Annotated in this window: 22 protein-coding genes and 1 tRNA gene; 11 read left to right on the top strand and 12 right to left on the bottom strand. The window is 71.2% G+C overall.

Annotated features, from left to right (window positions below):
• Window positions 1–128: 128 nt before the first annotated feature.
• From AB5J56_RS28535 to AB5J56_RS28525, 3 genes are all read left to right on the top strand, one after another.
• On the top strand, window positions 129–1,397 hold the full coding sequence (locus AB5J56_RS28535; RefSeq protein WP_369236387.1) for a helix-turn-helix domain-containing protein: 1,269 nt from the start codon (window positions 129–131) through the stop codon (window positions 1,395–1,397).
• A gap of 157 nt (window positions 1,398–1,554) precedes the next feature.
• Entirely contained in the window at window positions 1,555–2,157 is a 603-nt protein-coding gene (orn, locus tag AB5J56_RS28530; RefSeq protein ID WP_369236385.1) for an oligoribonuclease, read from the top strand.
• 109 nt (window positions 2,158–2,266) lie between these two features.
• Window positions 2,267–2,339: transfer RNA gene (locus AB5J56_RS28525), tRNA-His, on the top strand.
• 78 nt (window positions 2,340–2,417) lie between these two features.
• Here AB5J56_RS28525 and AB5J56_RS28520 read toward each other — a convergent pair.
• Window positions 2,418–2,681, bottom strand: coding sequence for a hypothetical protein (locus tag AB5J56_RS28520; protein WP_369236383.1), 264 nt, complete (start codon window positions 2,679–2,681; stop codon window positions 2,418–2,420).
• A 208-nt stretch (window positions 2,682–2,889) separates the two neighbouring features.
• Between AB5J56_RS28520 and AB5J56_RS28515 the strand changes: the two genes are divergently transcribed.
• Window positions 2,890–3,060 (top strand): hypothetical protein, encoded by a 171-nt coding sequence (locus AB5J56_RS28515; RefSeq protein WP_369236381.1) that lies wholly within the window; start codon window positions 2,890–2,892, stop codon window positions 3,058–3,060.
• 117 nt (window positions 3,061–3,177) lie between these two features.
• The gene (locus AB5J56_RS28510) at window positions 3,178–3,684 is read left to right on the top strand and encodes a GNAT family N-acetyltransferase (protein ID WP_369236379.1); all 507 of its coding nucleotides are present in this window, start codon (window positions 3,178–3,180) and stop codon (window positions 3,682–3,684) included.
• A gap of 184 nt (window positions 3,685–3,868) precedes the next feature.
• Here the strand turns inward: AB5J56_RS28510 and AB5J56_RS28505 are convergent, their stop codons facing one another.
• Both AB5J56_RS28505 and AB5J56_RS28500 read right to left on the bottom strand, forming a co-directional pair.
• Entirely contained in the window at window positions 3,869–4,708 is an 840-nt protein-coding gene (locus AB5J56_RS28505) for a serine/threonine protein kinase (protein ID WP_369236377.1), read from the bottom strand.
• Window positions 4,709–4,835: 127 nt separating this feature from the next.
• Window positions 4,836–5,891, bottom strand: a complete 1,056-nt coding sequence (locus AB5J56_RS28500; RefSeq protein WP_369236375.1) for a LacI family DNA-binding transcriptional regulator — start codon at window positions 5,889–5,891, stop codon at window positions 4,836–4,838.
• A 346-nt stretch (window positions 5,892–6,237) separates the two neighbouring features.
• On the opposite strand from AB5J56_RS28500, the gene AB5J56_RS28495 reads away from it, so the two are divergent.
• From AB5J56_RS28495 to AB5J56_RS28480, 4 genes are all read left to right on the top strand, one after another.
• Window positions 6,238–7,563 carry an ABC transporter substrate-binding protein gene (locus AB5J56_RS28495; protein WP_369236373.1) on the top strand — a complete coding sequence of 442 codons (1,326 nt, stop codon included), beginning with the start codon at window positions 6,238–6,240 and terminating at the stop codon, window positions 7,561–7,563.
• Entirely contained in the window at window positions 7,560–8,588 is a 1,029-nt protein-coding gene (locus AB5J56_RS28490) for a carbohydrate ABC transporter permease (RefSeq protein WP_369236371.1), read from the top strand. Before AB5J56_RS28495 ends, AB5J56_RS28490 begins: the two co-directional genes overlap by 4 nt.
• Window positions 8,585–9,502, top strand: a complete 918-nt coding sequence (locus AB5J56_RS28485; RefSeq protein ID WP_369236369.1) for a carbohydrate ABC transporter permease — start codon at window positions 8,585–8,587, stop codon at window positions 9,500–9,502. Before AB5J56_RS28490 ends, AB5J56_RS28485 begins: the two co-directional genes overlap by 4 nt.
• A gap of 299 nt (window positions 9,503–9,801) precedes the next feature.
• Window positions 9,802–11,241, top strand: coding sequence for a GH1 family beta-glucosidase (locus tag AB5J56_RS28480; protein WP_369236367.1), 1,440 nt, complete (start codon window positions 9,802–9,804; stop codon window positions 11,239–11,241).
• Between the two features lie 63 nt (window positions 11,242–11,304).
• Here AB5J56_RS28480 and AB5J56_RS28475 read toward each other — a convergent pair whose 3' ends face one another.
• Both AB5J56_RS28475 and AB5J56_RS28470 read right to left on the bottom strand, forming a co-directional pair.
• Complete coding sequence (locus AB5J56_RS28475) at window positions 11,305–11,871, bottom strand: hypothetical protein (RefSeq protein WP_369236365.1); 567 nt, start codon at window positions 11,869–11,871, stop codon at window positions 11,305–11,307.
• A 122-nt stretch (window positions 11,872–11,993) separates the two neighbouring features.
• Window positions 11,994–12,647 (bottom strand): TetR/AcrR family transcriptional regulator, encoded by a 654-nt coding sequence (locus tag AB5J56_RS28470; RefSeq protein ID WP_369236363.1) that lies wholly within the window; start codon window positions 12,645–12,647, stop codon window positions 11,994–11,996.
• Window positions 12,648–12,778: 131 nt separating this feature from the next.
• Between AB5J56_RS28470 and AB5J56_RS28465 the strand changes: the two genes are divergently transcribed.
• Complete coding sequence (locus AB5J56_RS28465) at window positions 12,779–14,977, top strand: MMPL family transporter (RefSeq protein ID WP_369236361.1); 2,199 nt, start codon at window positions 12,779–12,781, stop codon at window positions 14,975–14,977.
• A gap of 107 nt (window positions 14,978–15,084) precedes the next feature.
• Here AB5J56_RS28465 and AB5J56_RS28460 read toward each other — a convergent pair whose 3' ends face one another.
• The 5 genes from AB5J56_RS28460 to AB5J56_RS28440 form a co-directional block, all read right to left on the bottom strand.
• The gene (locus AB5J56_RS28460; RefSeq protein WP_369236359.1) at window positions 15,085–15,849 is read right to left on the bottom strand and encodes a dienelactone hydrolase family protein; all 765 of its coding nucleotides are present in this window, start codon (window positions 15,847–15,849) and stop codon (window positions 15,085–15,087) included.
• 60 nt (window positions 15,850–15,909) lie between these two features.
• Window positions 15,910–16,809, bottom strand: a complete 900-nt coding sequence (locus AB5J56_RS28455) for a hypothetical protein (protein WP_369236357.1) — start codon at window positions 16,807–16,809, stop codon at window positions 15,910–15,912.
• A 143-nt stretch (window positions 16,810–16,952) separates the two neighbouring features.
• Window positions 16,953–18,410, bottom strand: coding sequence for a cellulose binding domain-containing protein (locus tag AB5J56_RS28450; RefSeq protein ID WP_369236355.1), 1,458 nt, complete (start codon window positions 18,408–18,410; stop codon window positions 16,953–16,955).
• A gap of 264 nt (window positions 18,411–18,674) precedes the next feature.
• Complete coding sequence (locus tag AB5J56_RS28445) at window positions 18,675–20,051, bottom strand: ATP-binding protein (RefSeq protein WP_369236353.1); 1,377 nt, start codon at window positions 20,049–20,051, stop codon at window positions 18,675–18,677.
• The gene (locus AB5J56_RS28440) at window positions 20,048–20,782 is read right to left on the bottom strand and encodes a response regulator transcription factor (RefSeq protein ID WP_369236351.1); all 735 of its coding nucleotides are present in this window, start codon (window positions 20,780–20,782) and stop codon (window positions 20,048–20,050) included. The genes AB5J56_RS28445 and AB5J56_RS28440 overlap by 4 nt, the downstream gene beginning before the upstream one ends.
• Window positions 20,783–20,903: 121 nt before the next feature.
• On the opposite strand from AB5J56_RS28440, the gene AB5J56_RS28435 reads away from it, so the two are divergent.
• Window positions 20,904–21,434, top strand: a complete 531-nt coding sequence (locus tag AB5J56_RS28435; protein WP_369236349.1) for a hypothetical protein — start codon at window positions 20,904–20,906, stop codon at window positions 21,432–21,434.
• A 41-nt stretch (window positions 21,435–21,475) separates the two neighbouring features.
• Here AB5J56_RS28435 and AB5J56_RS28430 read toward each other — a convergent pair whose 3' ends face one another.
• The gene (locus AB5J56_RS28430; RefSeq protein WP_369236347.1) at window positions 21,476–22,342 is read right to left on the bottom strand and encodes a spermidine synthase; all 867 of its coding nucleotides are present in this window, start codon (window positions 22,340–22,342) and stop codon (window positions 21,476–21,478) included.
• A gap of 88 nt (window positions 22,343–22,430) precedes the next feature.
• Entirely contained in the window at window positions 22,431–22,877 is a 447-nt protein-coding gene (locus AB5J56_RS28425) for a hypothetical protein (protein ID WP_369236345.1), read from the bottom strand.
• Window positions 22,878–22,962 lie beyond the last annotated feature (85 nt).

The following is a 22,962-nucleotide window of genomic DNA, read 5'->3' as shown; positions in this document are numbered from 1 at the left end:
GACGGCACCACGGGACACAGTAGATTCGATCATGCTGTCTTACGGCGGGGGACTCGTGCAGGACCGAGGGGAAACGTGCAGGAGCGACACAACCGAGGAGCCGCGACCACCGAGGGGGGCTTAGCAGTATGAGCCACGACTCCACTGCCGCGCCGGAAGCCGCGGCCCGGAAGCTTTCCGGGCGACGCCGCAAGGAGATCGTCGCGGTGCTGCTGTTCAGCGGCGGCCCCATCTTCGAGAGTTCCATACCGCTGTCGGTGTTCGGGATTGACCGCCAGGACGCCGGCGTACCGCGCTACCGACTACTGGTGTGCGGCGGCGAGGAAGGCCCACTGCGGACCACAGGGGGCCTGGAACTCACCGCACCACATGGCCTGGAGGCGATCTCGCGGGCAGGCACGGTCGTCGTGCCCGCCTGGCGGTCGATCACCTCGCCGCCACCGGAGGAAGCGCTCGACGCACTGCGCCGAGCGCACGAGGAGGGCGCCCGCATAGTCGGACTGTGCACCGGCGCCTTCGTCCTCGCCGCGGCGGGCCTGCTGGACGGCCGCCCCGCGACCACACACTGGATGTACGCGCCGACGCTGGCCAAGCGTTATCCGTCGGTGCACGTCGATCCACGCGAACTGTTCGTCGACGACGGTGACGTGCTCACCTCGGCGGGCACCGCGGCCGGAATCGATCTGTGCCTGCACATCGTGCGGACGGACCACGGGAACGAGGCGGCGGGCGCGCTCGCCCGCAGACTCGTGGTCCCCCCGCGCCGGAGCGGCGGCCAGGAGCGCTATCTCGACAGGTCTTTACCGGAGGAGATCGGCGCCGACCCGCTCGCGGAGGTCGTCGCCTGGGCGCTGGAGCACCTTCACGAGCAGTTCGACGTGGAGACGCTCGCCGCGCGCGCCTATATGAGCAGGCGGACGTTCGACCGCCGCTTCCGGTCGCTCACCGGGAGCGCTCCGCTGCAGTGGCTGATCACGCAAAGGGTGCTTCAAGCGCAGCGGCTCCTTGAGACGTCGGACTACTCGGTGGACGAGGTGGCGGGCCGCTGCGGCTTCCGCTCCCCGGTGGCCCTGCGCGGCCACTTCCGCCGACAGCTCGGCTCGTCGCCGGCCGCGTACCGGGCGGCGTACCGCGCGCGCAGGCCGCAGTCGGACAAGCCGTCGGACGCGGACGGCGCCGGGGCCTCCGGGCCACCACCGGTGCTGACGCAGGAGGGCCCCGGTCCGGTCCCGATGCAGACCCGCCGTACGGCGGCGGCCAGCGCCATGGGGCCGTCCACGTCCGTCTCGACGGACCCGGGCCGGTCGAGCGCGGAGCGCGGGGAACGCCAGGACCGTACGGAGCACCTGTACGCGGGCGGGCGAGCGAGCCTGCCGGGGCAGCGCAGCGCGCCGTAGCGACAGATGCGCACCGCGACGGGTGGGGCAGGCGGGCTTCGGCCCCCTGCCCGGCCCCTCGCCCTGCGCGCTCGGCCCCGTCGCGGAGCGCGTACCCGGCGCTCGCCAGGGCGCACGGGCGGTCCGCCGAGCCTGGACGGGCCGTAGGGTGAGACACATGAACGATCGCATGGTGTGGATCGACTGCGAGATGACCGGGCTCTCGCTGTCCGACGACGCGCTCATCGAGGTGGCCGCACTCGTCACCGACTCGGAGCTGAATGTGCTCGGCGAAGGGGTGGACATCGTGATCCGCCCGCCCGACCGGGCCCTGGAGACGATGCCGGACGTGGTGCGCACGATGCACACGTCCTCCGGTCTCCTCTCCGAGCTGCCCGGCGGCACGACCCTCGCCGACGCCGAGGAACAGGTCCTGTCGTACATCCGGGAGCACGTGAAGGAACCGGGCAAGGCCCCGCTGTGCGGAAACTCGGTGGGCACGGACCGGGGTTTCCTGCTGCGTGACATGCCGACGCTGGAGGAGTACCTCCACTACCGGATCGTGGACGTCTCCTCCGTCAAGGAGCTGGCCCGGCGCTGGTACCCGCGGGCGTACTTCAACAGCCCGGACAAGAACGGCAACCACCGCGCCCTCGCCGACATCCGCGAATCGATCGCCGAGCTCCGCTACTACCGCGAGGCGATCTTCGTCCCCCAGCCCGGCCCCGACTCCGACACCGCCCGCACCATCGCGGCGAAGCACGTCCTGCCTGCGGAATAAGCCCATCACGGGGCCCTGACGGGCCCCGTGAAAAAGGCGTGCACGAGCACCCCTTCGGACCCTGTACACTTTTTCTCGGCCGGTCGGAGAAAAACAAAGACCGGACATGGTGGGTGTAGCTCAGCTGGTAGAGCACCTGGTTGTGGTCCAGGAAGTCGCGGGTTCAAGTCCCGTCACTCACCCTGATAGATCGAGGCCCGATCCGCGCAAGCGGATCGGGCCTCGATGGTTTTCGGTCCCGATCGCTCTCGTCCCGCTCGTCATGCGTGGCGCCAACGGGCTTGGGTGTCTCCGGACTTCAGCGAGCAGACCATCAAGGTGCCCTTGTCGGTCGTGCCGTAGGCACCCACCGGCGAGCAGAACGCCCCTGGGTGCACGAAGCCGACCGTCGATCCGTCGTCCGGCGCCGGCTGGGTGACCTCACTGACGTCGGCACCCGTGATCACTCCACCCGAGACGTAGTACGTCCCCTCGTAGTGCCGTACGGCGCCGGAGGTCTGGGCGGCTTCGATCCGGACCGACACACCCCGAGGATGTGCAGCCGGTCGTGGGCCGTCCCGGCGAAGGCCGCCGCGAACGTGGCGTAGTCCGGCTGGAAGCGGCTGCCGCCGAGATTCCAGGCGGTGCGGTAATCGTGCGCGTTGATGGCGTCGTAGTACGCCTGGACGACTGCGCTCGGGCCGTGAGCGGCGTGCGGGGGGGGCGGCGGGGGCGGGGGGTGGGGGGGGGGGGGTGGGGTGGGGGTCTCGGCGGGCGCTGTCGTGGGCGGTGACGGTCGTCACCTTCGTGGACGGCGCCGGAGCGCCCGGGTCCGCGTTCTCCGAGGTGCCGCAGGCCGTTCCCGCGGCGGCGATCAACGCCAGGACCACCAGGACTCTTCGTCGCATCGGTCTCACCCACTGACAGCGGTACCGGGCGCGCGACAGCGCCGCATATCGAGAGTCACCTCGGGTGGGCGGATCACCACAGGGGCCGAAGGGCCCTGCGTGCCCGCCGTCCGGCCCGTTACCGTCCTCTGTCATGACCGTGATCAACGCCCAGCCCTTCTCCACCTCCCGCCTCGACGCCCTCCCCCTCCGCGTCGAGCAGGCCGAGGAGATGGCCGTGGTGCTCGGCGACCCGGTGCTGCACGAGTTCATCGGGGGCGCCCCGCACTCCCCCGAAGCACTGCGGGCGCGCTACGAGCGACTTGTCGCCGGTTCCCCCGACCCCGCCGTCTCCTGGTGCAACTGGGTGCTGCGGGTGCGCGAGGGCGGTGCCCTGGTGGGGACGGTGCAGGCCACGGTCGTCGTGGGCGGCGCGGAGATCGCCTGGGTGGTGGGCAGCGGATGGCAGGGGCGCGGGTTCGCCTCCGAGGCGGCCGTGGGGTTGGTCGAGTGGCTGGAGCGACAGGGGGTGCGCTCCGTCGTCGCCCATGTCCACCCGGATCACCACGCCTCCGCCGCCGTCGCCAGGGCAGCCGGCCTGACGGCGACGGCCGAGTTCCAGGACGGCGAGGTCCGCTGGCACCGGGAACCGCCGGCCTGACGCCACGGGGCATCGCGCCCTGACGCCCCGCGCCTCCACGGCCGTCGTCACGGAGGCCCGGCTGACGGCTGACGGCTGACGGCTGACGGCTGACGGCTGACGGATCAGGATCAGGATCAGGACGGCGACGTCCGCCGGCGCCGGCGCCCGGAACCGTCGGCCTCGCGTCGCGGGTCGCCGCCCCCTAACGCCCCGCCGCCCCAGGCGGATTGGCGACCCCCCGCCAGGCGGCAGCGAAGTCGTGGACCGTGCGGTAGCGGTCGTCGGGGTTGGGGAACGTGGCGCGTTCGACCACCGCCAGCTGTTGTGGTGTGCCGCGCCAGGCCCGTTCCTCGTCGGCCGCGTCGAGGAGGAGGCGGGCGGCGCGGCCCAGCGTGAAGACCGTGGTGCGGGTGTCGATGAGGGCGCCGCGGGTGAACTCCTCCGGTGCCATGAAGCGGCGGGAACCCGGGAGGCGCTCGTCCTCCACGAGGAAGGGGCCGGGGCGGTACTCGTCGAGGTCCACCAGGTGCATCACGTCCGCCGTGAAGTCGTACAGCAGTGCGCCGTCGTAGAAGTCGACGGCGACGTGACCGGCTGCCTCCACCGCGAGATGCGCGTCCAGGACGCGGTCGAAGGCGCCCAGGACGCGGGCGGTGGGCAGGGCGCGGAAGCGGGCCATCGGGCTCGCCGGGCCCGTACGGTCGCGGTGGCCGCCCGTGGTGGCGTGATACAGCACCTCGCCCTCCCGCCAGGGCATCACCACCGCCCAGCCGCCCCGCTGGACGGCGATCCGGTGCACCTGCGGGACGATCGCCGCGTGCCGTACGGCCCGGTGGAACGCCCAGCCGCGCTCCAGCGAACGCCGCGCCCGCCCGGTGACCGCCTCCTTCACGAACCACTGCGCCCCGTCCAGCAGCCGCACCCCGTACGACACGCACCCCGAGTCCTGCTCGCGGAACACCCTGAACACCTCGCCCACCCGCCCCAAATGGGACTCCACGGCGGACACTTCGTCGACTCCCAGCAAGGGGTGTAGGACCATGCCCCAAAGACTGCCTGACGGGGCCGCACCCATGCCGCTCATATGGAGAGATGTCGCAGGCGGGACGGGCGCGGAGGCCGGGTTCCGGGCGCCCGGAACCCGGGGCGCGCCGGGCAGCGGCCCTGCGTCAGGAGGACGCCCGCCGGATCAGCTCCGACGGCAGGACCAGCTGGCGTCGCTCCAGGCCCCGGGACACCGCCGGGCGGCGGTCCGCGATCTCGTCCAGCAGGAGGTCGATCATCGCGCGGCCCATCTCCTCGATGGGCTGGCGCACGCTGGTCAGCGGGGGGTCCATGTGCCGGGCGATGGCGGAGTCGTCGTACCCGACGAGCGCCACGTCGTCGGGTATACGGCGACCCGCCTCGCGCAGCACCTGGCGGGCGCCGGCCGCCATCACATCGGAGCCGGCGAAGACCGCGTCCAGCTTCGGGTACTGGGCCAGCAGCTGCGTCATCGCGCGGCGGCCGCCCTCCTCGGTGAAGTCACCGGGGACGATCAGGCCCTCGTCGACCTTGCGGCCGGCGTCCTGGAGCGCCTCACGGTAGCCGTCGACGCGGCGCTGGGCGCCGAAGACGTCGAGGCGTCCGGCGAGGTGGGCTATGGTCCGGCACCCGCGAGCGATCAGGTGTTCGACGGCGACACGGCCGCCGCCGTAGTTGTCCGAATCGACCGACGGAAGCGTCTCGTCCACGGAGCGGCGGCCGCTGATCACGGCCGGGATCTCCAGCTGGGAGAGCAGGTCGGGCAGCGGGTCGTCGGCGTGCACGGAGACCAGGAGCACGCCGTCGACCCGGTGCGCGGCGAGGTACTGGGCCAGCCGCTGCCGCTCGCGGTCGCTGCCCGCGAAGATCAGCAGCAGCTGCATCTCGGTGTCCGACAGCGCGGATCCCACGCCCTTGAGCATGTCCGAGAAGTACGGCTCCGCGAAGAACCGGGTCTCCGGCTCGGGCACGACGAGCGCGATCGCGTCCGTGCGGTTGGCCGCGAGGGCGCGGGCCGCCGTGTTGGGGACGTAGCCGAGTTCGGCGACCGCCGCCTCGACCGCCGCGCGCGTCGCGTCGCTGACCCGCGGGGATCCGTTGATCACCCGCGACACCGTGCCGCGGCCCACCCCGGCCCGCGCGGCGACCTCCTCGAGAGTCGGCCGCCCGCCGCTTCGGCCCCGCGCTCCGTGGCCTGCCATGGTCCGCCTCCTGTCACGCCGCGTCACACCGCGTCGGCCTGGAATCTAACAGTCGTGATCCCTTCGCGACGCGTCGGAATCCGTTCGCGAAGACTCGGAGCGAGCCGTCCGCGCCCGTTCGGGGCTTTAGCTAACAGGCCGATAACCGAAGACATATCTCGCCGTCTCCACCCTTGACACCCCCGAACAAACCGACGACTCTTCAACACATCACCTGTGGGAGCGCTCCCACGGTACCTGACACATACACATCCCGCACGTTCCCCGCCCGAGCCGCAGCGAGAAATAACGGGCCCAACAGTGCAGTTGGCCGGGGGGTCGGCACGTCAGGCAACAGGAGGACGCAATGCGTACGAGTACCCGCCGATCCCACCGGCTGGTGGCCCTCGCGGCCGTCGCCGCGTTGAGTACGGGGCTGCTGGCCGGCTGCTCCAAGGACTCGGACGACGGCGATTCGAACTCCGGCGGTGGGGGTGGCGGCGGCGGCAAGACGACGTTGACCATCGGCACCTTCGGCGAGTTCGGCTACAAGCAGTCCGGTCTCTACGACGAGTACATGAAACTGCACCCGGACATCACCATCAAGGAGAACGTCACGACCCGTACCGACGTGTACTGGCCGAAGACGCTCACCCGGCTGCAGGCCGGCGCCGGCACCGACGACATCCAGGCGATCGAGGTCGGCAACATCACCGAGGCCGTCCAGACGCAGGCCGACAAGTTCGTCGACCTCGGCAAGGAGGTCGACAAGTCGCAGTGGCTGGACTGGAAGACGTCCCAGGCCACCACCAAGGACGGCAAGACGATCGGCCTCGGCACAGACATCGGCCCGATGGCGATCTGCTACCGCAAGGACCTCTTCCAGAAGGCCGGCCTCGAGACCGACCGCACCAAGCTCGCCGCGCAGTGGAAGGGCGACTGGGCCAAGTACGTCGACGTCGGCAAGGAGTACATGAAGAAGGCGCCCAAGGGCACCAAGTTCGTGGACTCGGCCTCCTCGGTCTACAACGCGGCCCTCGGCGGCGAGAGCCAGCGCTACTACGACAAGGACGGCAACATCATCTGGGAGAAGTCCACGGGCGTGAAGAAGGCCTGGGACGACGCCATGACGGTGGCGACCAGCAACATGTCGGCGAAGCTGAAGCAGTTCGACAAGCCGTGGGACCAGGGCTTCGCCAACGCGAGCTTCGCGACGGTGGCCTGCCCCGCGTGGATGATCGGCTACATCGAGCAGAAGTCCGGCGCCTCCGGCAACGGCAAGTGGGACGTGGCCGCGGCACCGACCGCGTCCAACTGGGGCGGTTCGTTCATCGGCGTGCCGACGGCGACCAAGCACCAGAAGGAGGCCGTCGCGCTGGCGAAGTGGCTGACCGCCCCTGAGCAGCAGGCGAAGGTCTTCGCCAAGCAGGCCAGCTTCCCGTCGACCCCGTCGGCGTACGCTTCCCTGAAGCCGCTCGCCGCCACCACGGCGTACTTCTCGAACGCACCGATCACACAGATCTTCGCCGACTCGGCGAAGACCATCCCGGTTCAGGTCTTCGGCCTCAAGGACCAGCCGATCGGCACCGCGATCACCGACATCGGCATCCTCCAGGTCGAGCAGAAGGGCAAGAGCCCCGACCAGGGCTGGGCCGCCGCCAAGAACGAGGTCAAGGACGTGCTCGGCCAGTGACAAGCTCCAAGCAGGCTCTCGCGCATCCCGCGCCGAGTGCCGATGCCGCGCCCGGCAGTCAGCCGGGCGCGGCGGGGGGCGCTCAAGGTCGCGGTAAGCCGCCCGCGGGCCCGGGCTCGTGGCGCAGCCGGCTGTACCGCTGGGACATGAAGGCGTCGCCGTACGCGTTCATCGCCCCCTTCTTCATCGTCTTCGGGGCCTTCGGCCTCGTCCCGCTGCTGTACACGGCCTGGTACTCGCTGCACAACGTGCAGTTGTCCTCGCTGGACCACCAGACCTGGGCGGGCCTGGACAACTACAAGAACCTGTTGTCCTCGGACTTCTTCTGGAACGCGCTCAAGAACACCTTCACCATCGGTCTGATCTCCACGGTGCCGCAGCTGCTCCTGGCGATCGGCATCGCGCACCTGCTCAACTACAAGCTGCGCGGTTCGACCATGTGGCGGGTCGTGATGCTCACCCCGTACGCCACCTCGGTGGCGGCGGCGACCCTCGTCTTCACGCTGCTGTACTCGTGGGACGGCGGCATGATCAACTGGCTGCTGCACTTCGTCGGGATCGATCCGGTCAACTGGCGCGAGTCCGACTGGGGTTCGCAGTTCGCGGTCTCCTCGATCGTGATCTGGCGGTGGACCGGCTACAACGCGCTGATCTATCTGGCGGCGATGCAGGCGATCCCGACCGACCTGTACGAGTCGGCGGCGCTCGACGGCGCGGGCCGCTGGCAGCAGTTCCGCCATGTGACGGTCCCGATGCTCCGGCCGACGATCCTGTTCACGGTGGTCGTCTCCACCATCGGCGCGACCCAGCTCTTCGGCGAGCCCCTGCTGTTCGGCGGGGTCAGCGGTTCCAAGGGCGGCTCCGAGCACCAGTACCAGACGCTCGGTCTGTACATGTACGACCAGGGCTGGATCATCGGCAACCTCGGCAAGGCGTCCGCGATCGCCTGGTCGATGTTCCTGATCCTGCTGATCGTCGCCGCGGTCAACATGCTGGTCAACCGACGTCTGAGGAAATCCCAATGACCACAAGTGATGTGACGCTGCCTCAGGCGGAGCCGAAGTCGAAGTCGCTGCCGAAGGGCGGCCGGGGCTCCCGGCCACGGATGATCGGCGCGGGCAAGCAACTGCACGCGGGCCCGGTCACCTACGTCGTCCTGACGGTCTTCTCGCTGGTCTCGCTGGCCCCGCTGGTGTGGACGGCGATCGCGGCCTCCCGCACCGACGCCCGGCTCGCCCAGACGCCGCCGCCGCTGTGGTTCGGCGGGAACCTGGTCAAGAACATGCAGGCCGCGTGGGACCAGGCGGGCCTCGGCAAGGCGATGTTCAACAGCACGCTCGTCGCGGGCAGCATCACCGTCAGTACGGTGCTGTTCTCGACGCTCGCCGGATTCGCCTTCGCCAAGCTGCGGTTCAGGTTCTCCAGCGCGCTGCTGCTGCTGACCATCGGCACGATGATGATCCCGCCGCAGCTCGCCGTCGTACCGCTGTATCTGTGGATGGCCGACCTCGGCTGGTCCAACCAGCTGCAGACCGTCGTCCTGCCGACGCTGGTCACCGCCTTCGGCACGTTCTTCATGCGGCAGTACCTGGTGCAGGCGCTGCCCACCGAGCTGATCGAGGCGGCGCGCGTGGACGGCGCGAACAGCCTGCGCGTGGTGTGGCACGTGGTCTTCCCGGCGGCGCGGCCGGCGATGGCCGTCCTTGGCCTGCTGACCTTCGTGTTCGCCTGGAACGACTTCCTGTGGCCGATCATCGCCCTCAACCAGCAGAACCCGACGGTCCAGGTCGCCCTGAACGGCCTCGGCACCGGCTATGTCCCCGACCAGGCGGTGATCATGGCGGGCGCGCTGCTCGGCACGCTGCCGCTGCTGGTGGCCTTCATCCTGTTCGGCAAGCAGATCGTGGGCGGGATCATGAACGGCGCGATCAAGGGCTGACGCGCCGGGGCGACGACCGGCCGGGTGCCGCCCGGCCGGCTGCCGCCCGGCAGAGGTACCGCCCCGGCCGGGTGCGACGCGGCACCCTGCCAACGTTGCCACGCGCAGGACACCGGCACTCCAACCCGCCACGGAATCAAGCCCCTTGGGGGTCGAGCCACCGCCGCCTCGGCCCCCCGCATCCCTCCCCTCCCTCTCTTCCCTTTCCTCCCTTCCTCTCCATTGGCTTCCCTTCCCCACGCCTTCTCCGCCCCTCCCCCTACTCGTCGGTCTCCACGACCCCTCATGGGAGCGCTTCCATGCCTGATCCCGTAACCCCCACCACACCGGTGACCTTTCCTCCCGCCTTCCTCTGGGGCGCGGCGACCTCCGCCTACCAGATCGAGGGGGCGGTGCGGGAGGACGGCCGCACGCCCTCGATCTGGGACACGTTCAGCCATACGCCGGGCAAGACGGCGGGCGGCGAGCACGGTGACATCGCTGTCGACCACTACCACCGCTACCGCGACGACGTGGCGTTGATGGCGGAGCTCGGCCTGACCGCGTACCGCTTCTCGGTCTCCTGGTCGCGGGTGCAGCCGACGGGCCGCGGCCCCGCCGTCCAGCGCGGCCTGGACTTCTACCGCCGGCTGGTCGACGAGCTGCTCGCGCACGGCATCAAGCCGTCGATCACCCTCTATCACTGGGACCTCCCCCAGGAGCTGGAGGACGCGGGCGGCTGGCCCGAGCGCGACACGGCGCTGCGTTTCGCCGAGTACGCGGGGATCGTGGGCGAGGCGCTGGGCGACCGCGTCGAGCAGTGGATCACCCTCAACGAGCCCTGGTGCAGCGCCTTCCTGGGCTACGGCTCCGGGGTGCACGCTCCGGGCCGTACGGACCCGGTGGCGTCGCTGCGTGCCGCGCACCATCTCAACCTGGCGCACGGACTGGGCACTTCGGCGCTGCGCGCCGCGATGCCGGCCCGCAACACGGTCGCGGTGAGCCTCAACTCATCAGTGGTCAGGCCACTTTCGCAGTCCCCGGCGGACCTGGCGGCCGTGCAGCGCATAGACGACCTGGCCAACGGCGTCTTCCACGGTCCGATGCTGCACGGTGCGTACCCGGAGACCCTGCTCGCCGCCACGGCGCCGCTCACCGACTGGTCGTACGTCCTCGACGGCGATCTCCCGCTGATCAAGCAGCCGTTGGACGCGCTGGGCCTCAACTACTACACGCCCACGCTGGTTTCGGCCGCCGAGGACGAGGCGACCGGCCCGCGCCCGGACGGGCACGGCGCCAGCGCGCACTCCCCCTGGCCGGGCGCGGACGACATCGCCTTCCACCAAACCCCGGGCGAGCGCACCGAGATGGGCTGGACCATCGACCCGACGGGCCTGCACGACCTGATCCTGCGCTACACGAGGGAGGCCCCGGGCCTGCCGCTCTACATCACCGAGAACGGTGCCGCCTACGACGACAAGCCCGACCCCGAGGGCAACGTCCACGACCCCGAGCGCATCGCCTACCTGCACGGCCACCTCTCGGCGGTCCGCCGCGCCATCACCGACGGCGCCGACGTCCGCGGCTACTACCTGTGGTCCCTCATGGACAACTTCGAGTGGGCCTACGGCTACGAGAAGCGATTCGGCGCGGTGTACGTCGACTACGCGACGCTGGCCCGCACGCCGAAGTCCAGCGCCCGCTGGTACAGCAAGGCCGCCCGCACGGGTTCCCTGCCGCCGCTGCCGACCGCCGAGTAGGCGCCAGGCAGGGGGACGGGGGACGGGGCGCGGCACCTGAGGGGGGTGCCGCGCCCCGCTGTTTCACGAGGAGTAGATCTCGGTCATCCCGGTGATCTTGTTGTCGGAGCCGACCGCGACGTCGTAGAAGTTCATCCCCCAGCAGTCACTGGTGTCCGCCGAGGCCTGGCCGCCGTCGTACGACGCCCCGTCCGGGTCCGCACACGTCTTCACGTGGGCGATGCCGCCGCCCTGGGCGGTGAGGGTCTTCTGCCTGCTGTCCTTCTTGCTGATGACCGTCACCTTGGTGGCGCCCGAGGCGATGGAGTACGTCTTCGGGTCACCGACCGGCTCGTAGGCCGCACCGGCATCCGACTTCGGGTCGCAGTGCATCTTGGCGTCCTTGGCGATGACGTTGTTCATGGCGCCTTCGACGTTGTTGACCCAGATGACCTTGTGGCCCTCGGCGATGGTGGGGCAGGAGCCCCGGTCGGCAGCGGCACTCGCACTCGGCGAGGCGCTCGGACTGGCACTTCCGCCGGCGGCACCGGCGGCACCGGTGTCGTCGGACTCGCCGGGCTGACACGCGGCCAGCGTGAGCGCCGCCGAAACGAGCACGGCGGTGGTAAGGGCATGGCGGATGAAAGGCACGACTCCCCCGAGTTGCGCGGCCCGGGCCGAAGCGGCCGGGCGATGAAAAAGATCAAGCGAACAGCCGAACACTATCGGCATGGGCATGCCGAGTTGATGTTGCCTCGCGCCCCGGGCCGGCCCTATGGCCGGGTGAGGCCCGCGACGATGGTGGTCAGGGTGCGCTCCACGACCGCGTCGCGCTGGTCGGCGGGGAGGAGGGCGAGGGGGCCGTCGAGGATGAGCAGGGACAGGCCGTGGACGGTCCCCCAGGCGGCGACCTCGGCGGCGGGGCGGTTCTCCGGCCGCATCCGGCCCGTGGCCACCAGGGTGTCGAGCGTGTCCGAGAGTTCCTTGAACGCCGAGAACTCCGGCCCCCCGGCGGGGGCTTCGAGGCCGTTGAAGTCGTTCTTCTCCGCCTCGGCCGTGTGACAGAAGGCGGTGCGGTAGAGCCCGGGGTTCTCGATCGCGAACCCGACGTACCCGCGCCCGATCGCCTCGGCCCTGCGCGCGGCCTCCTCGCCCGCGTCGTCGAGCCCGGGGAGCACGCGAACGGCCTCGGTCATCGAGGCGGCGAGTGCCTCCTGGCCGCGGTTCTTCACCGCCTCCAGGAGGTCTTCCTTGCCGCTGAAGTGGCGGTACGCGGCGGTCGGGGACACGCCGACACTGCGGGCCGCCTCGCGCAGGACCACCCTCTCGGGGCCGCCTTCGACGGCGAGTTCGACCGCGGCCTCGATCAGCGCGTTGCGCAGGTCGCCGTGGTGGTAGCGGGACTTGCCGCCCCTGATCGGTTCCATGACCTCATCCTGCCCGAATCCGTGACCCCCGTCCCGACTCCATGTTAATGCCGTCAACATTCAATGTTGACGCCGTTAACTTCATATGCCACCGTCGATGTTAACGGCATAAACATCTGGAGGCGATCCCCGTGTTCGACCGAATCGCCGAGCTGGCCCTGCACCGGAGCCGGCTCGTACTGACCCTCAGCATGCTGGCCGTCGTCGCCATGGGAGCCATCGGCTTCGGCGCGTTCGGCAAGCTCCAGAGCGGCGGATTCGAGGATCCGAGCGCGCCCTCGGCCCGCGCCCAGCAACTCATCGACGACAGGTTCGGCGGCGAGAGCAACCTGGTGCTGCTGGTCAGGGCCGACGACGGCGGTGTCGCCTCCCCCGCCGCCGAGAGCGCGGGGCGTGCCCTCACCTCACGGCTCAGGGGCGAGCCCACCCTGGCGAACGTGATCTCGTACTGGGACACCGGCAGCTCCGCGCTGACCTCCCGCGACGGGAACTCGGCCCTGGTGCTGGCCCACGTCAAGGGCGACGACACCGAGCAGGGCGACAACGCCTCGGCGGTCATCGACGAGTACACCGGCGACCGGAACGGGCTGACCGTACAGGCCGGCGGGGAGGCCGCGGTCGGCGACGAGGTGCCCACCCAGGTCGCCAAGGACCTCGCGCTGGCCGAGGCGATCGCCGTACCGTTGATCCTCATCCTCCTGGTGATCGCCTTCGGCAGCGTCGTCGCGGCACTGCTGCCCCTGGTCATCGGACTCATCGCGATCGCCGGCACCTTCGCCGAGCTCTATGTGCTCGGCAGCCTCACCGACGTGTCCGTGTTCTCGATCAACCTGACCACCGCGCTCGGCCTGGGCCTCGGCATCGACTACGCGCTGCTGATGATCAGCCGGTTCCGCGAGCATCTCGCGGAGGGTGCCGAGGTACCCGAAGCGCTCCGGCGCACGGTACGGACGGCCGGACGGACCATCACCTTCTCCGCCGCGACCGTCGCCGCCGCGCTCGCCGCGCTGCTGGTCTTCCCGCAGTTCTTCCTCCGCTCCTTCGCGTACGCGGGGATCGGCGTCGTGGTCATCGCCGCCGTCAGCGCCCTGCTCGTCATCCCGGCGCTGCTCGCCGTACTGGGTCACCGGATCAACAACGGCCGGCTGCCCTGGGCGCAGACGGTACGCAGCGCCGAAGCGCCCCTGTGGGCCCGGCTGTCCCGCACGGTCATGCGCAGGCCCGCCCTGACCGCGCTGCCGGTCCTGGCCGTCCTGCTGCTCGCCGCGAGTCCGCTGCTCGGCGTCACCTTCGGCACGCCGGACGAGCGGGTGCTGCCGACGAGCGCGCAGAGCCGACAGGTCGCCACCGCGGTGCAGAACGGCTTCACCGGCAGCGACGAGTCGGCCGTGCAGATCGTCACGACCGGTCCCGTGGCCCCGGCCGACCTGCGCACATACGCGACGGCCCTCTCCCGGCTCGACGGCGCGGCCCGGGTCGAGACCTCCGGCGGCACCTACACCGACGGCCGGGCCAACCGGCCCGGTCCCGCGGCCGCCGCGCTCGGCCGACCGGACGCCCAGCGGATCAGCGTCATCACCGGCCTGACCCCCAAGTCGGACGAGGCTCAGGACCTGGTCAAGGCCGTACGGGCAGTGGACGCGCCCGACGGAACCGAGGCACTGGTCGGCGGCACCGACGCACGCCTCGTCGACTCCAAGTCCTCGATCGCGGACCGGCTGCCGGCCGCCATCGGCCTCGTGGCCGGCACCACCTTCCTGCTCCTCTTCCTCTTCACCGGCAGCGTGGTCCAGCCGCTGCGCGCCCTGGTCCTCAACGGCATCAGCCTCACCGCGGCCATCGGCGTCATGGTGTGGATCTTCCAGGACGGCCACCTGTCGTCGGCACTCGGCTTCACCCCACAGCCCATGGACACGTCCATGACGGTGCTCATGTTCTGCATCGCCTTCGGCCTGTCCATGGACTACGAGGTCTTCGTGACCAGCCGCATCAAGGAACTCCACGACGCGGGCGCCGACACGGAGACCGCCGTCACCAGCGGGCTCTCGCACACCGGGCGGATCGTGACGATGGCGGCGGGCCTGCTCGCCGTGAGCTTCTTCGCCTTCGGCACGGCCCACGTCAGCTTCATCCAGATGTTCGGCCTCGGCAGCGGGCTGGCCATCCTGATCGACGCGGTGGCCGTACGCGGGGTGCTCGTCCCGGCGGCGATGCGCCTGCTGGGCCGCACGGCCTGGTACGCGCCGAAGCCACTGCGCAGGGTGCACGGGCGGCTGGGCCTGACCGAGGGTTCACCCACCGAGGAGAAGCGGTCGCCGGCCAGGGTCTGACCGCACCTGGTCCGTCCGACCGCACCCGGCCTAGAGGCCGTGCCCCAGCTCGAACCAGGTCGCCTTGGCGCGGCCTGGTTCGAGCTGGGGCGGGGCTGTCGGCCGAACTACTGGCCGAGCTCGGCGGCGAACAGCTCGCGCACGCGCGTCCAGGAGTCGTCGGCGGCGGCCTTGTCGTAGGGCTCGCGGCCGGGGACGAAGAAGGCGTGCTGGGCGCCCGGGTAGACGACGAGTTCGTGCCGCACCCCGTCCGCCGTGAGCGCGTCGCCGATCTGCCGGCGCTGCTCGGCGTCGATGACGTGGTCCAGCTCGGCGAAGAACATGAGCATCCGCACGTCGCGCTCGGCGATACGGCCGGTCTCCTCCAGCAGCGGCTGCGGACGGCTCAACGCGGTGCCCGCGACGGGCAGCCAGCCGGGGTAGTAGACCGCCGCCGCGTCGAGGTCGAGCCGGCTCGCGGCGAAGTAGGTGATGTGCCCGCCGAGGCTGAAGCCCAGCGCCCCGGTCTTCCCGCTCGCCCCCTCGTGCTCCCGCGCATACGCGACGCAGGCCCGCAGATCCGCCTCGACCCCGTCCCGCGTCAGCCGCCCGACGAGCTCGAACGCCCGCGTACGGTTCTCGTCGCTCTCGGCCAGCCCGGCCGCCGTATCGGCACCGAACCGGTGGTAGACGTCGGGCACGATCGCGACGTACCCGAGCGCCGCGACCTCCCGCACGATCTCCCGGACGTCCTCGGTCAGCCCCCACAACTCGGCCCCGACCAGCACGGCCGGGTACTCCCCGGCCCCCGCCGGACGCGCCAGGTAGGCGGTCATCGGCGTGGCGCCGCCCACCTCGATCTCCACCTCTCGCGCAATGACTTCGTGTGCCATGGAATCCCCCTCGCAAGGCGTCAGTAGATCCACTATCCCTGTTTTCCCTCCCCGTTTTCGTCACTGCGTGAAGAACGACGGCGGATGGGTCGGGTCGGCGGCGCAGAGGAACAGGCCCGCGTGGCTGCCGCGGCCGACGGTCATGCCGGTCGGTTCGCGGGATGCGTCGAACTCCCGGCTGTGGTCGGCGAGATGGCGTTCCTCCAGGGGCCGGAAGCGGTCCTGGCGCTGGTCGGGGCCCGATGTTCCGAGCCACCATTCGTAGGTGTCGAACTGGAGGAACAGGGCGAGCGGGGCCTCGCAGACAGGGCACTGGAGTGAGCGCGGCATGTCGGTTGTCGCCCAGTTCATGCTGCCGCCCAGCTTGCAGCCGGGGACGGTGAACATGTCGTCGGGGAGGCCGCGTTCCTCCAGCCATGCCTCCACGCGAGGCCAGAGGTCTTCGGGGAGTTCCTCCCGCCAGGGGTACTCGACCACCCGCTCCGGGGTCAGGACGCAGGCGCGGGGCAGCATGTCCCACTCGTGGTCCCAGTGGTCCTCCGGGTCGGGCTGCTCGGTCGCGGTCAGTACGTCGGTGATCTCGTCCGACCGCCGCCAGACGACCCGGCAGGCCTGGCCCCAGCCCTCGGGGTGCGGCTGCTCGTGCCATTCCGGGCACCACAGGATCTGGGCGAGGTCCGTTCCGGCGGGGAAGCCGATCTCCGGGAAGTCGGCCGCGGTCAGCTGGGCGACCGCCACCAGTGGATACGGGCCCTGCGGCCTGCCGTTGACGTCCTTGTGCCGGTCGCAGTACGGCCATGACTCCGCGGCCGGCCAGTACAGCGGGCCGCCGATGTGGCTGTCCCGTACGTCCGGGGTGCCGCGCCGCGGGTGCAGCCGCACCGTCGTCCGGGCGTACGCCGCCAGCTCCGGGAAGGCCTGGGTGATGTCGGCTGCCGGCGCGCCGGTCGTGAGAGACATCGGGGCAGTGTCGCAAACGCGGGCGGCGCCCCGGCCGGGTGGGGGGAGTTCCGGCCGGGGCGCGTTCCCCCGTGGTGCGGCGCCTGGTTGCTGAAGGCGCCGGGCTTGTTTGTCGGCGGCCGGCCTGCTTGTGGCCGCCGGGTTTACTTGTAGGCGCCGAACGCCTTCGAGAACGCGCCTGCGTCCTGGACGATCGAGGAGCAGGTCGCGTCGGCGTAGTTCTTGGCGCCGCCCGCGCACTGCTTGTCGCGGGTGGCCGACCACATCGACAGCCAGCCGAGGCCCTTGGACTTGGCGAAGGTCACCAGCTGCGAGGCGTCGTCGACCTTGAAGATCTCGGACGCCACGTCGTTGACGCCGATCATCGGGGTGAGGGCGACCGCCTTCCAGGCCGCGCTGTCGGAGAGCCCGAGGACGCTCTTGACCTGAGCCTGCGTCGCGGTGGCGGCCTGCTCGGCGTACGTGCCCATGTCACCGCTGTACGAGGCGCCGTAGTCCATCGCCATGATGTTGACGGTGTTGGTCTTCACGCCGTTGGACTTGGCGTTGGACAGGAGGTTCACGCCGTCCTGGGTGAGGCCCTCGGGCATCACGGGCAGCGTGAACGAGACGTCCAGGGACGGGTGTTGCTGCTGGAGCTTGGCGATGGCCTTCGCGCGGTTCGTGTTCGCGGCCGTGTTCGGCAGCGCGCCGCCCTCGATGTCGAAGTCGACCTTGGTGAGCTTGTACGCGTCCACGACCTTGCCGTACGCCGTCGCCAGCGCGTCCGCCGAGGAGCAGGTCGTCGCCAGCTCCGAGCCGGAGGCACCGCCGAAGGAGACGCGGACGTCGCCGCCCTTGGCGCGCAGGTCGCCGATCTGGGCGGCCACCCCGTCGCTGCCCAGGTCCGTGACACCGCCCCACTTGGGCGTGCAGCTCCCGCCGTCGGTGATGAAGGCCAGGTTGTAGTCCTTCACGCCGGTGGCCGTGGCCGAGGCGAGCAGGTCGAAGGCGGGATAGAGGGAGGTGTCGACGTACGGCGCGAAGCCGGCGTTGGCGGTGGTGCCGCTGCCGGAACTCCCGGACGGCGAGGGGTCGGTGGTCGGACTCGCGCTCTGCGAGGCGGTGGCCGTCGGCGTGGGGGTCGGCGTCGGCGATTCCGTCGGGCGGCCGCTCGGCTCCGGCGTGGCGCCATCGTCCGCGGAGCACTTGGCGCTGTCGATGAGACAGCCGGTCGGGTTCGCGCTGCCGTTCACGACGAAGCCGACGGTGACGGACTCGCCGGCGGCCAGGCCGTCCTTGTCCCAGGACGGCGGCTTCACGGTGACGTGCTGCCCGCTCACACTGGACTCGCCGTTCCACAGCGAGCTGAGCTTGGCCCCGGTCGGCAGGTCGAACTCGAGTGTCCAGCCGCTCTTCGCCTGACCGCTGTCGTTCGTGACGACGTACTGCGCGGTGTAGCCCGTCGACCAGTCGCTGGTCTTGGTGAAGACGGCGCCGACCCCGGCCGCGTGCGCCGTCCCCGTGAACAGGAAGGCACCGCCGCCCACGACGGCCGCGGCGACCACGCCGCCTATCGCCTTGTTCCTGCCGCTGACCTTGCGCCGGTGCGTGCTGCTCATCGCGTGCCTGCCTTCGCTGTTCACGGGGGTGCCCCTGGGGCGCGGGGAGCTCCGGGGGTGGGTGCGGCAGCACGCTAGCGATCCGGAATCAGACAAACCGCTTGATCCGGACGAGGGTTGAGGATCTTAGGGTGCGCTTAAGGAAGGCATCGGGGACGGTTAAAGGTAGAGACCAATTTGGGTCGTATCTCGCCGGGCGCCGGCGCACGTCGGCCTTGCCGAGCCGGGCGCCGGCGCACGCCCGTTCCCCTGCGGCGCCCGGCGTCAGCGCACACCCGCACCGCGCCTGCGTCGCCGTACGGCCGTCCCCCGATGGCCCCGTCGTACCGGCGCCCGGCCGTCCAGCTGGATCCAGAGCCGGACCTCGGTCCCGCCCAGCACCGACGAACCGATCCGCACGTCCCCGCCCGTCGCCTCCGCGAGCCGGCGCACGATGTCCAGGCCGAGGCCCGTCGAGCCGTCGCTCCCCGAGCCGCGGCCGCGCGCCATCGCCGCCTCGGGGTCGATGATCCCCGGGCCCGCGTCGGACACCAGGACGATCACCGCGTCCTCGCCGTTGTGCACATCGACCGCGAAGGCCGTGCCCTCCGGGGTGTGCCGGAAGACGTTGCCGAGGAGGGCGTCGAGGGCGGCCACCAGGTCGGCCCGGGCCACGGGTATGCGCACCGGACGGTCGACGCCCGCCATCCGCACCTTGCGGCCCTCGTCCTCCGCGAGCGCCGACCAGAAGTCCATGCGCTCGCGGACCACCTCGGCCGCGTCGCAACCGGCGCCGACCCCCTTCGCGGCGGTCTGCGGCTTGGCCTCGCGGGCCGTGCGGATGATCGTGTCGACCTCGCGCTCCAGCTGGGCGACGGCGGCCCGGGTCTGCTCGGCGGCGGGCCCGTCGCCCAAGGAGGCCGCGTTCAGCCGCAGCACGGTCAGCGGCGTACGCAGCCGATGGGACAGGTCGGCCGCCAACTCCCGCTCGTTCGCGAGCAGTTGGACAACCTGATCGGCCATCGAATTGAACGCGACCGCCGCCAGCCGCAGTTCGGCCGGCCCCTCCTCGGGCACCCGCGACCCCAGCTTCCCCTCCCCCAGTTCGTGCGCGGCCCCGACGAGCCGCTGCGCGGGCTGCACCATCCGTATGCCGAGCCGGTCGGCGACCGCGACCGAGCCGATGATGAGGGCGACGCCGACCGCGGCGAGCACCGCCCAGGCCGTACCGACGCCGTTGCTGACCTCGGACTCCGGCACGAACACCTCGACCACGGCTACGCCGGAGCTCAGCGCGGTGGGCTGGAGCAGCGTGGAGCCGCCGGGCACCTCGGTCGTCGAGGCGCGGCCCAGCGTGCGGGTCGTGCCGATGTCCTTGTCGGCGGCGCGCTGCCGGCCGATGTCGACGGCCTTCGCGCCCTCGCCCGCCGGTATGTGGACGGCTATCCCGTCGTCCAAGCCCGCGGAGGCGACGACGCGCTCCAGCTGGTCCCGGTCGGTGGTGATGGAGAGCGCGGGTGCGACGGCGGCCGCCTCCCTCTCGGCGTTGGAGAACGCCCGGTCGCGCGCCATCTCCTTGATGACCAGGCCCAGCGGGACCGCGAAGGCGACCACGACCATCGTGGTCACCGCCACGCACACCTTGACCAGCGCCCACCTCATAGCGGCGGCTCCGCCCCCGGTGACCCCGTCATCGGCTGCTCCGCCCGCGGCGGCTCCAGCTTCACGCCGACACCCCGCAGGGTGTGCAGATAGCGCGGCCGGGCCGCCGTCTCGCCCAGCTTCCGACGCAGCCACGACAGATGGACGTCGATGGTCTGGTCGTCGCCGTAGGACTGCTGCCACACCTCGGCGAGCAGTTCCTTGCGGGGTACGACGACGCCGGGCCGTCCGGCCAGGAAGGCGAGCAGGTCGAACTCGCGGCGCGTGAGGTCCAGCCGGGCGCCGTCCAGTTCGGCCTCGCGGCGGAGCGGGTCGATGGCCAGGCCGCCGACGCGGATGACCGTGGACGGGGGCGCCTCACCGACGGCCGTCCGGGCGCGCCGCAGCACGGCCGCCATCCGCGCCGACAGGTGTTCGACCGAGAACGGCTTGGTCAGATAGTCGTCCGCTCCGTCGTTCAGCAGCCGGACGATCTCCGTCTCGTCGTCCCGCGCCGTGGCGATGATCACGGGTACGTCGGTGATCCCGCGCAGCATCTTCAGCGCCTCGGACCCGTCCAGATCGGGCAGACCGAGGTCGAGGATGACGACGTCGAAGGAGAAATGCGCGACCTCGCGCAGCGCCTCAAGGGCGGTGCCGACACTGCGCACGGTGTGCGAGGCGTCGGCCAGATGCCGGATGAGGGCTGAGCGTACGAACTGGTCGTCCTCGACCACGAGCACACGAGCCATGGGCGGCACCGTACGCCATCCGGGGGATCTCGGTCCGGCGCCTGTGGATAACTCTGGCGGCGCCCCAACTGTGCCCCACCCGCGGGACACCGGTGGGGCACGTGGGGCAGTATGGCCCGCGATGCGCAGAGGTCTCGTACACGTTCTGGCTTGGTCGCTCGCCACGGGCGCGGCGGTCACGCTGTCGTGGTGGGGTGTCCACACGGTGATGGCGGGCACCGCGTACGACCCGCCGCGCGCCCTGCCCATCACGGCGGCCGACGCCACCACGCAGGACGCGAGGCCGCAGGTCTCCTCGACGAGCCGCCCGGCGCCGTCGAAGAGCGCGCGGCAGCCGTCTCCCAAGGCCGGGAGCGGGAAGCCGAGCACCACGCCGTCCTCGTCGTCGCCGTCGCCGTCCCGGTCCGCCGGTTCCGGCTCGTCCGCGTCCGGCGAGGTCAAGAGCTACGACACCGAGGGCGGCCGGGCGGTCTTCGACCTCGGCAAGGCGTCCGCGACGCTGGTGTCGGCGACGCCCGCGTCGGGCTGGTCGATGCAGGTGTGGAAGACGGAGACGTGGATCCGCATCGAGTTCGCCTCCGGCGCGGACCGGGTGTCGGTCTTCTGCACCTGGCACGACAGCGCGCCGAAGGTGGACGTCGGGACGTACTAGGACCTCATGACTCGATCCAGAACCTCATGAGTCGGTCCCGCTCAGCGGAACACCGACGGCGGCGGTGCCGGTGACGCCACCGCGTCCGCGTCCGTCACCGGTGCGGCCCCGCCCGTGAAGTCGGCGAGCGCCCTGCCGTGCTCGACGCGCCCGGGGTGCGGGTCGGAGGCCGCGCGGCGGGTCAGTTCGGCCAGCGGCAGGGGCAGGTCGCGGCCGACGAGGACCGCGTTGCCGAACCGCTTTCCGCGCAGCACCGTCGGGTCGGCGATCAGGGCCAGTTCGGGGAAGACGCTCGCGACGGTGGCGATCTGGCCGCGCAGGTGCGTCAGCGGCGGCCCGTCGGCGAGGTTGGCGGCGTAGAGGCCGCCTGGTTTGAGGGCCCTGCGGACGTCGTCGAGGAACTCCGTCGACGTGAGGTGCGCGGGCGTCCGGGCCCCGCTGAACACGTCCGCGATCACCAGGTCCGCCCAGCCGTCCGGCACCTTGGCGAGTCCTTCGCGGGCGTCCATGGAGCGCACCCGGATGCGGGCGTTCGGGTCCAGCGGCAGCTCCCGGCGGACCAGTTGGACGAGGGCCGCGTCGCGCTCGACGACCTGCTGCGTGGAGCGGGGGCGGGTCGCTGCGGTGTAGCGGGCGAGGGTGAGGGCGCCGCCGCCGAGGTGCACGGCGTGCACGGGCTTGCCGGGCGGGGCGACGAGGTCGATGACATGCCCGAGGCGGCGCTGGTACTCGAAGGAGAGGTACGCCGGGTCGTCGAGGTCGACGTGCGACTGCGGGGCGCCGTCGATCAGCAGGGTCCAGGCGCGCGCCCGGTCCCGGTCGGGTATGAGCTCGGCGAGCCCTCCGTCGACCGCCTCGACGACGGCCTCCGCCGCCTGCGCCCGCTTGGTGTTCCTCGCCCTTGCCATCCCGCCATTATCAGGGGGCACGGGCGGGTCGGCTCAGCGGCGCCGGGTGGAGCCCGTCACGGGCGGCTGCCGTCCCGGGCGATGCCCGTCACCGGCAGTTGTCGGCGGCCTCGATGAGCCGGGCCGCCTCGCCGAGCGCCGCCCGCAGAACGGCCGGGTCGGTCGCCAGGTCCGCGTCACCGGGCGGCAGCAGCCAGTCGGAGCCCTCGACCGGGGGCTCCGGGGCGAGGCTCGCGAGGCTGATGCCGCGGCCGTTGGTCTGCGTACAGGTGCTGCCGGGCACGTCCCAGGCGTCGGCGGTGCCCGGCGGGACCAGGAAGCCGAGGGTGTCGCAGCTGTCGTCGTGGAGCACGGGGCCGACGGAGTCGCAGGCGCCACGGCGGAGGATGTCGACCGCCTCCAGGCCCTGCCGCGCCGGAACGGTCACCAGGTCGCACTCCGAGGCCGGCTGCGGTGGGGCGCTGCACTCGACGCTCGGCCAGTGCTGCACCGTCGACGTCGGCGTACAAGGACTGGTGCTCTGCCTGCTCTCCATCCCGGCCTCCAACACGGAACCCCTCCTCCTGCGCAAGCGGCTCGGGAGTTCGGGTGGCTCCCGGTCCAGTGGGTTCAACGCGTCG

The organism is Streptomyces sp. R21 (assembly GCF_041051975.1).
In the GTDB taxonomy this organism is placed as follows: Bacteria; Actinomycetota; Actinomycetes; order Streptomycetales; family Streptomycetaceae; genus Streptomyces.
Note: the sequence above shows the minus strand (reverse complement) of the source record. Positions and strands in the feature narration are given on the sequence as shown.

Bases quoted from the DNA above. Each gene is read 5' to 3' on its own strand.
- AB5J56_RS28535 (WP_369236387.1), top strand. From the start codon at position 129: ATGAGCCACGACTCCACTGCCGCGCCGGAAGCCGCGGCCCGGAAGCTT.
- orn (WP_369236385.1), top strand. From the start codon at position 1,555: ATGAACGATCGCATGGTGTGGATCGACTGCGAGATGACCGGGCTCTCG.
- AB5J56_RS28510 (WP_369236379.1), top strand. From the start codon at position 3,178: ATGACCGTGATCAACGCCCAGCCCTTCTCCACCTCCCGCCTCGACGCC.
- AB5J56_RS28505 (WP_369236377.1), bottom strand. From the start codon at position 4,708: ATGGTCCTACACCCCTTGCTGGGAGTCGACGAAGTGTCCGCCGTGGAG.
- AB5J56_RS28500 (WP_369236375.1), bottom strand. From the start codon at position 5,891: ATGGCAGGCCACGGAGCGCGGGGCCGAAGCGGCGGGCGGCCGACTCTC.
- AB5J56_RS28495 (WP_369236373.1), top strand. From the start codon at position 6,238: ATGCGTACGAGTACCCGCCGATCCCACCGGCTGGTGGCCCTCGCGGCC.
- AB5J56_RS28485 (WP_369236369.1), top strand. From the start codon at position 8,585: ATGACCACAAGTGATGTGACGCTGCCTCAGGCGGAGCCGAAGTCGAAG.
- AB5J56_RS28480 (WP_369236367.1), top strand. From the start codon at position 9,802: ATGCCTGATCCCGTAACCCCCACCACACCGGTGACCTTTCCTCCCGCC.
- AB5J56_RS28470 (WP_369236363.1), bottom strand. From the start codon at position 12,647: ATGGAACCGATCAGGGGCGGCAAGTCCCGCTACCACCACGGCGACCTG.
- AB5J56_RS28460 (WP_369236359.1), bottom strand. From the start codon at position 15,849: ATGGCACACGAAGTCATTGCGCGAGAGGTGGAGATCGAGGTGGGCGGC.
- AB5J56_RS28455 (WP_369236357.1), bottom strand. From the start codon at position 16,809: ATGTCTCTCACGACCGGCGCGCCGGCAGCCGACATCACCCAGGCCTTC.
- AB5J56_RS28450 (WP_369236355.1), bottom strand. From the start codon at position 18,410: ATGAGCAGCACGCACCGGCGCAAGGTCAGCGGCAGGAACAAGGCGATA.
- AB5J56_RS28445 (WP_369236353.1), bottom strand. From the start codon at position 20,051: ATGAGGTGGGCGCTGGTCAAGGTGTGCGTGGCGGTGACCACGATGGTC.
- AB5J56_RS28440 (WP_369236351.1), bottom strand. From the start codon at position 20,782: ATGGCTCGTGTGCTCGTGGTCGAGGACGACCAGTTCGTACGCTCAGCC.
- AB5J56_RS28435 (WP_369236349.1), top strand. From the start codon at position 20,904: ATGCGCAGAGGTCTCGTACACGTTCTGGCTTGGTCGCTCGCCACGGGC.
- AB5J56_RS28430 (WP_369236347.1), bottom strand. From the start codon at position 22,342: ATGGCAAGGGCGAGGAACACCAAGCGGGCGCAGGCGGCGGAGGCCGTC.
- AB5J56_RS28425 (WP_369236345.1), bottom strand. From the start codon at position 22,877: ATGGAGAGCAGGCAGAGCACCAGTCCTTGTACGCCGACGTCGACGGTG.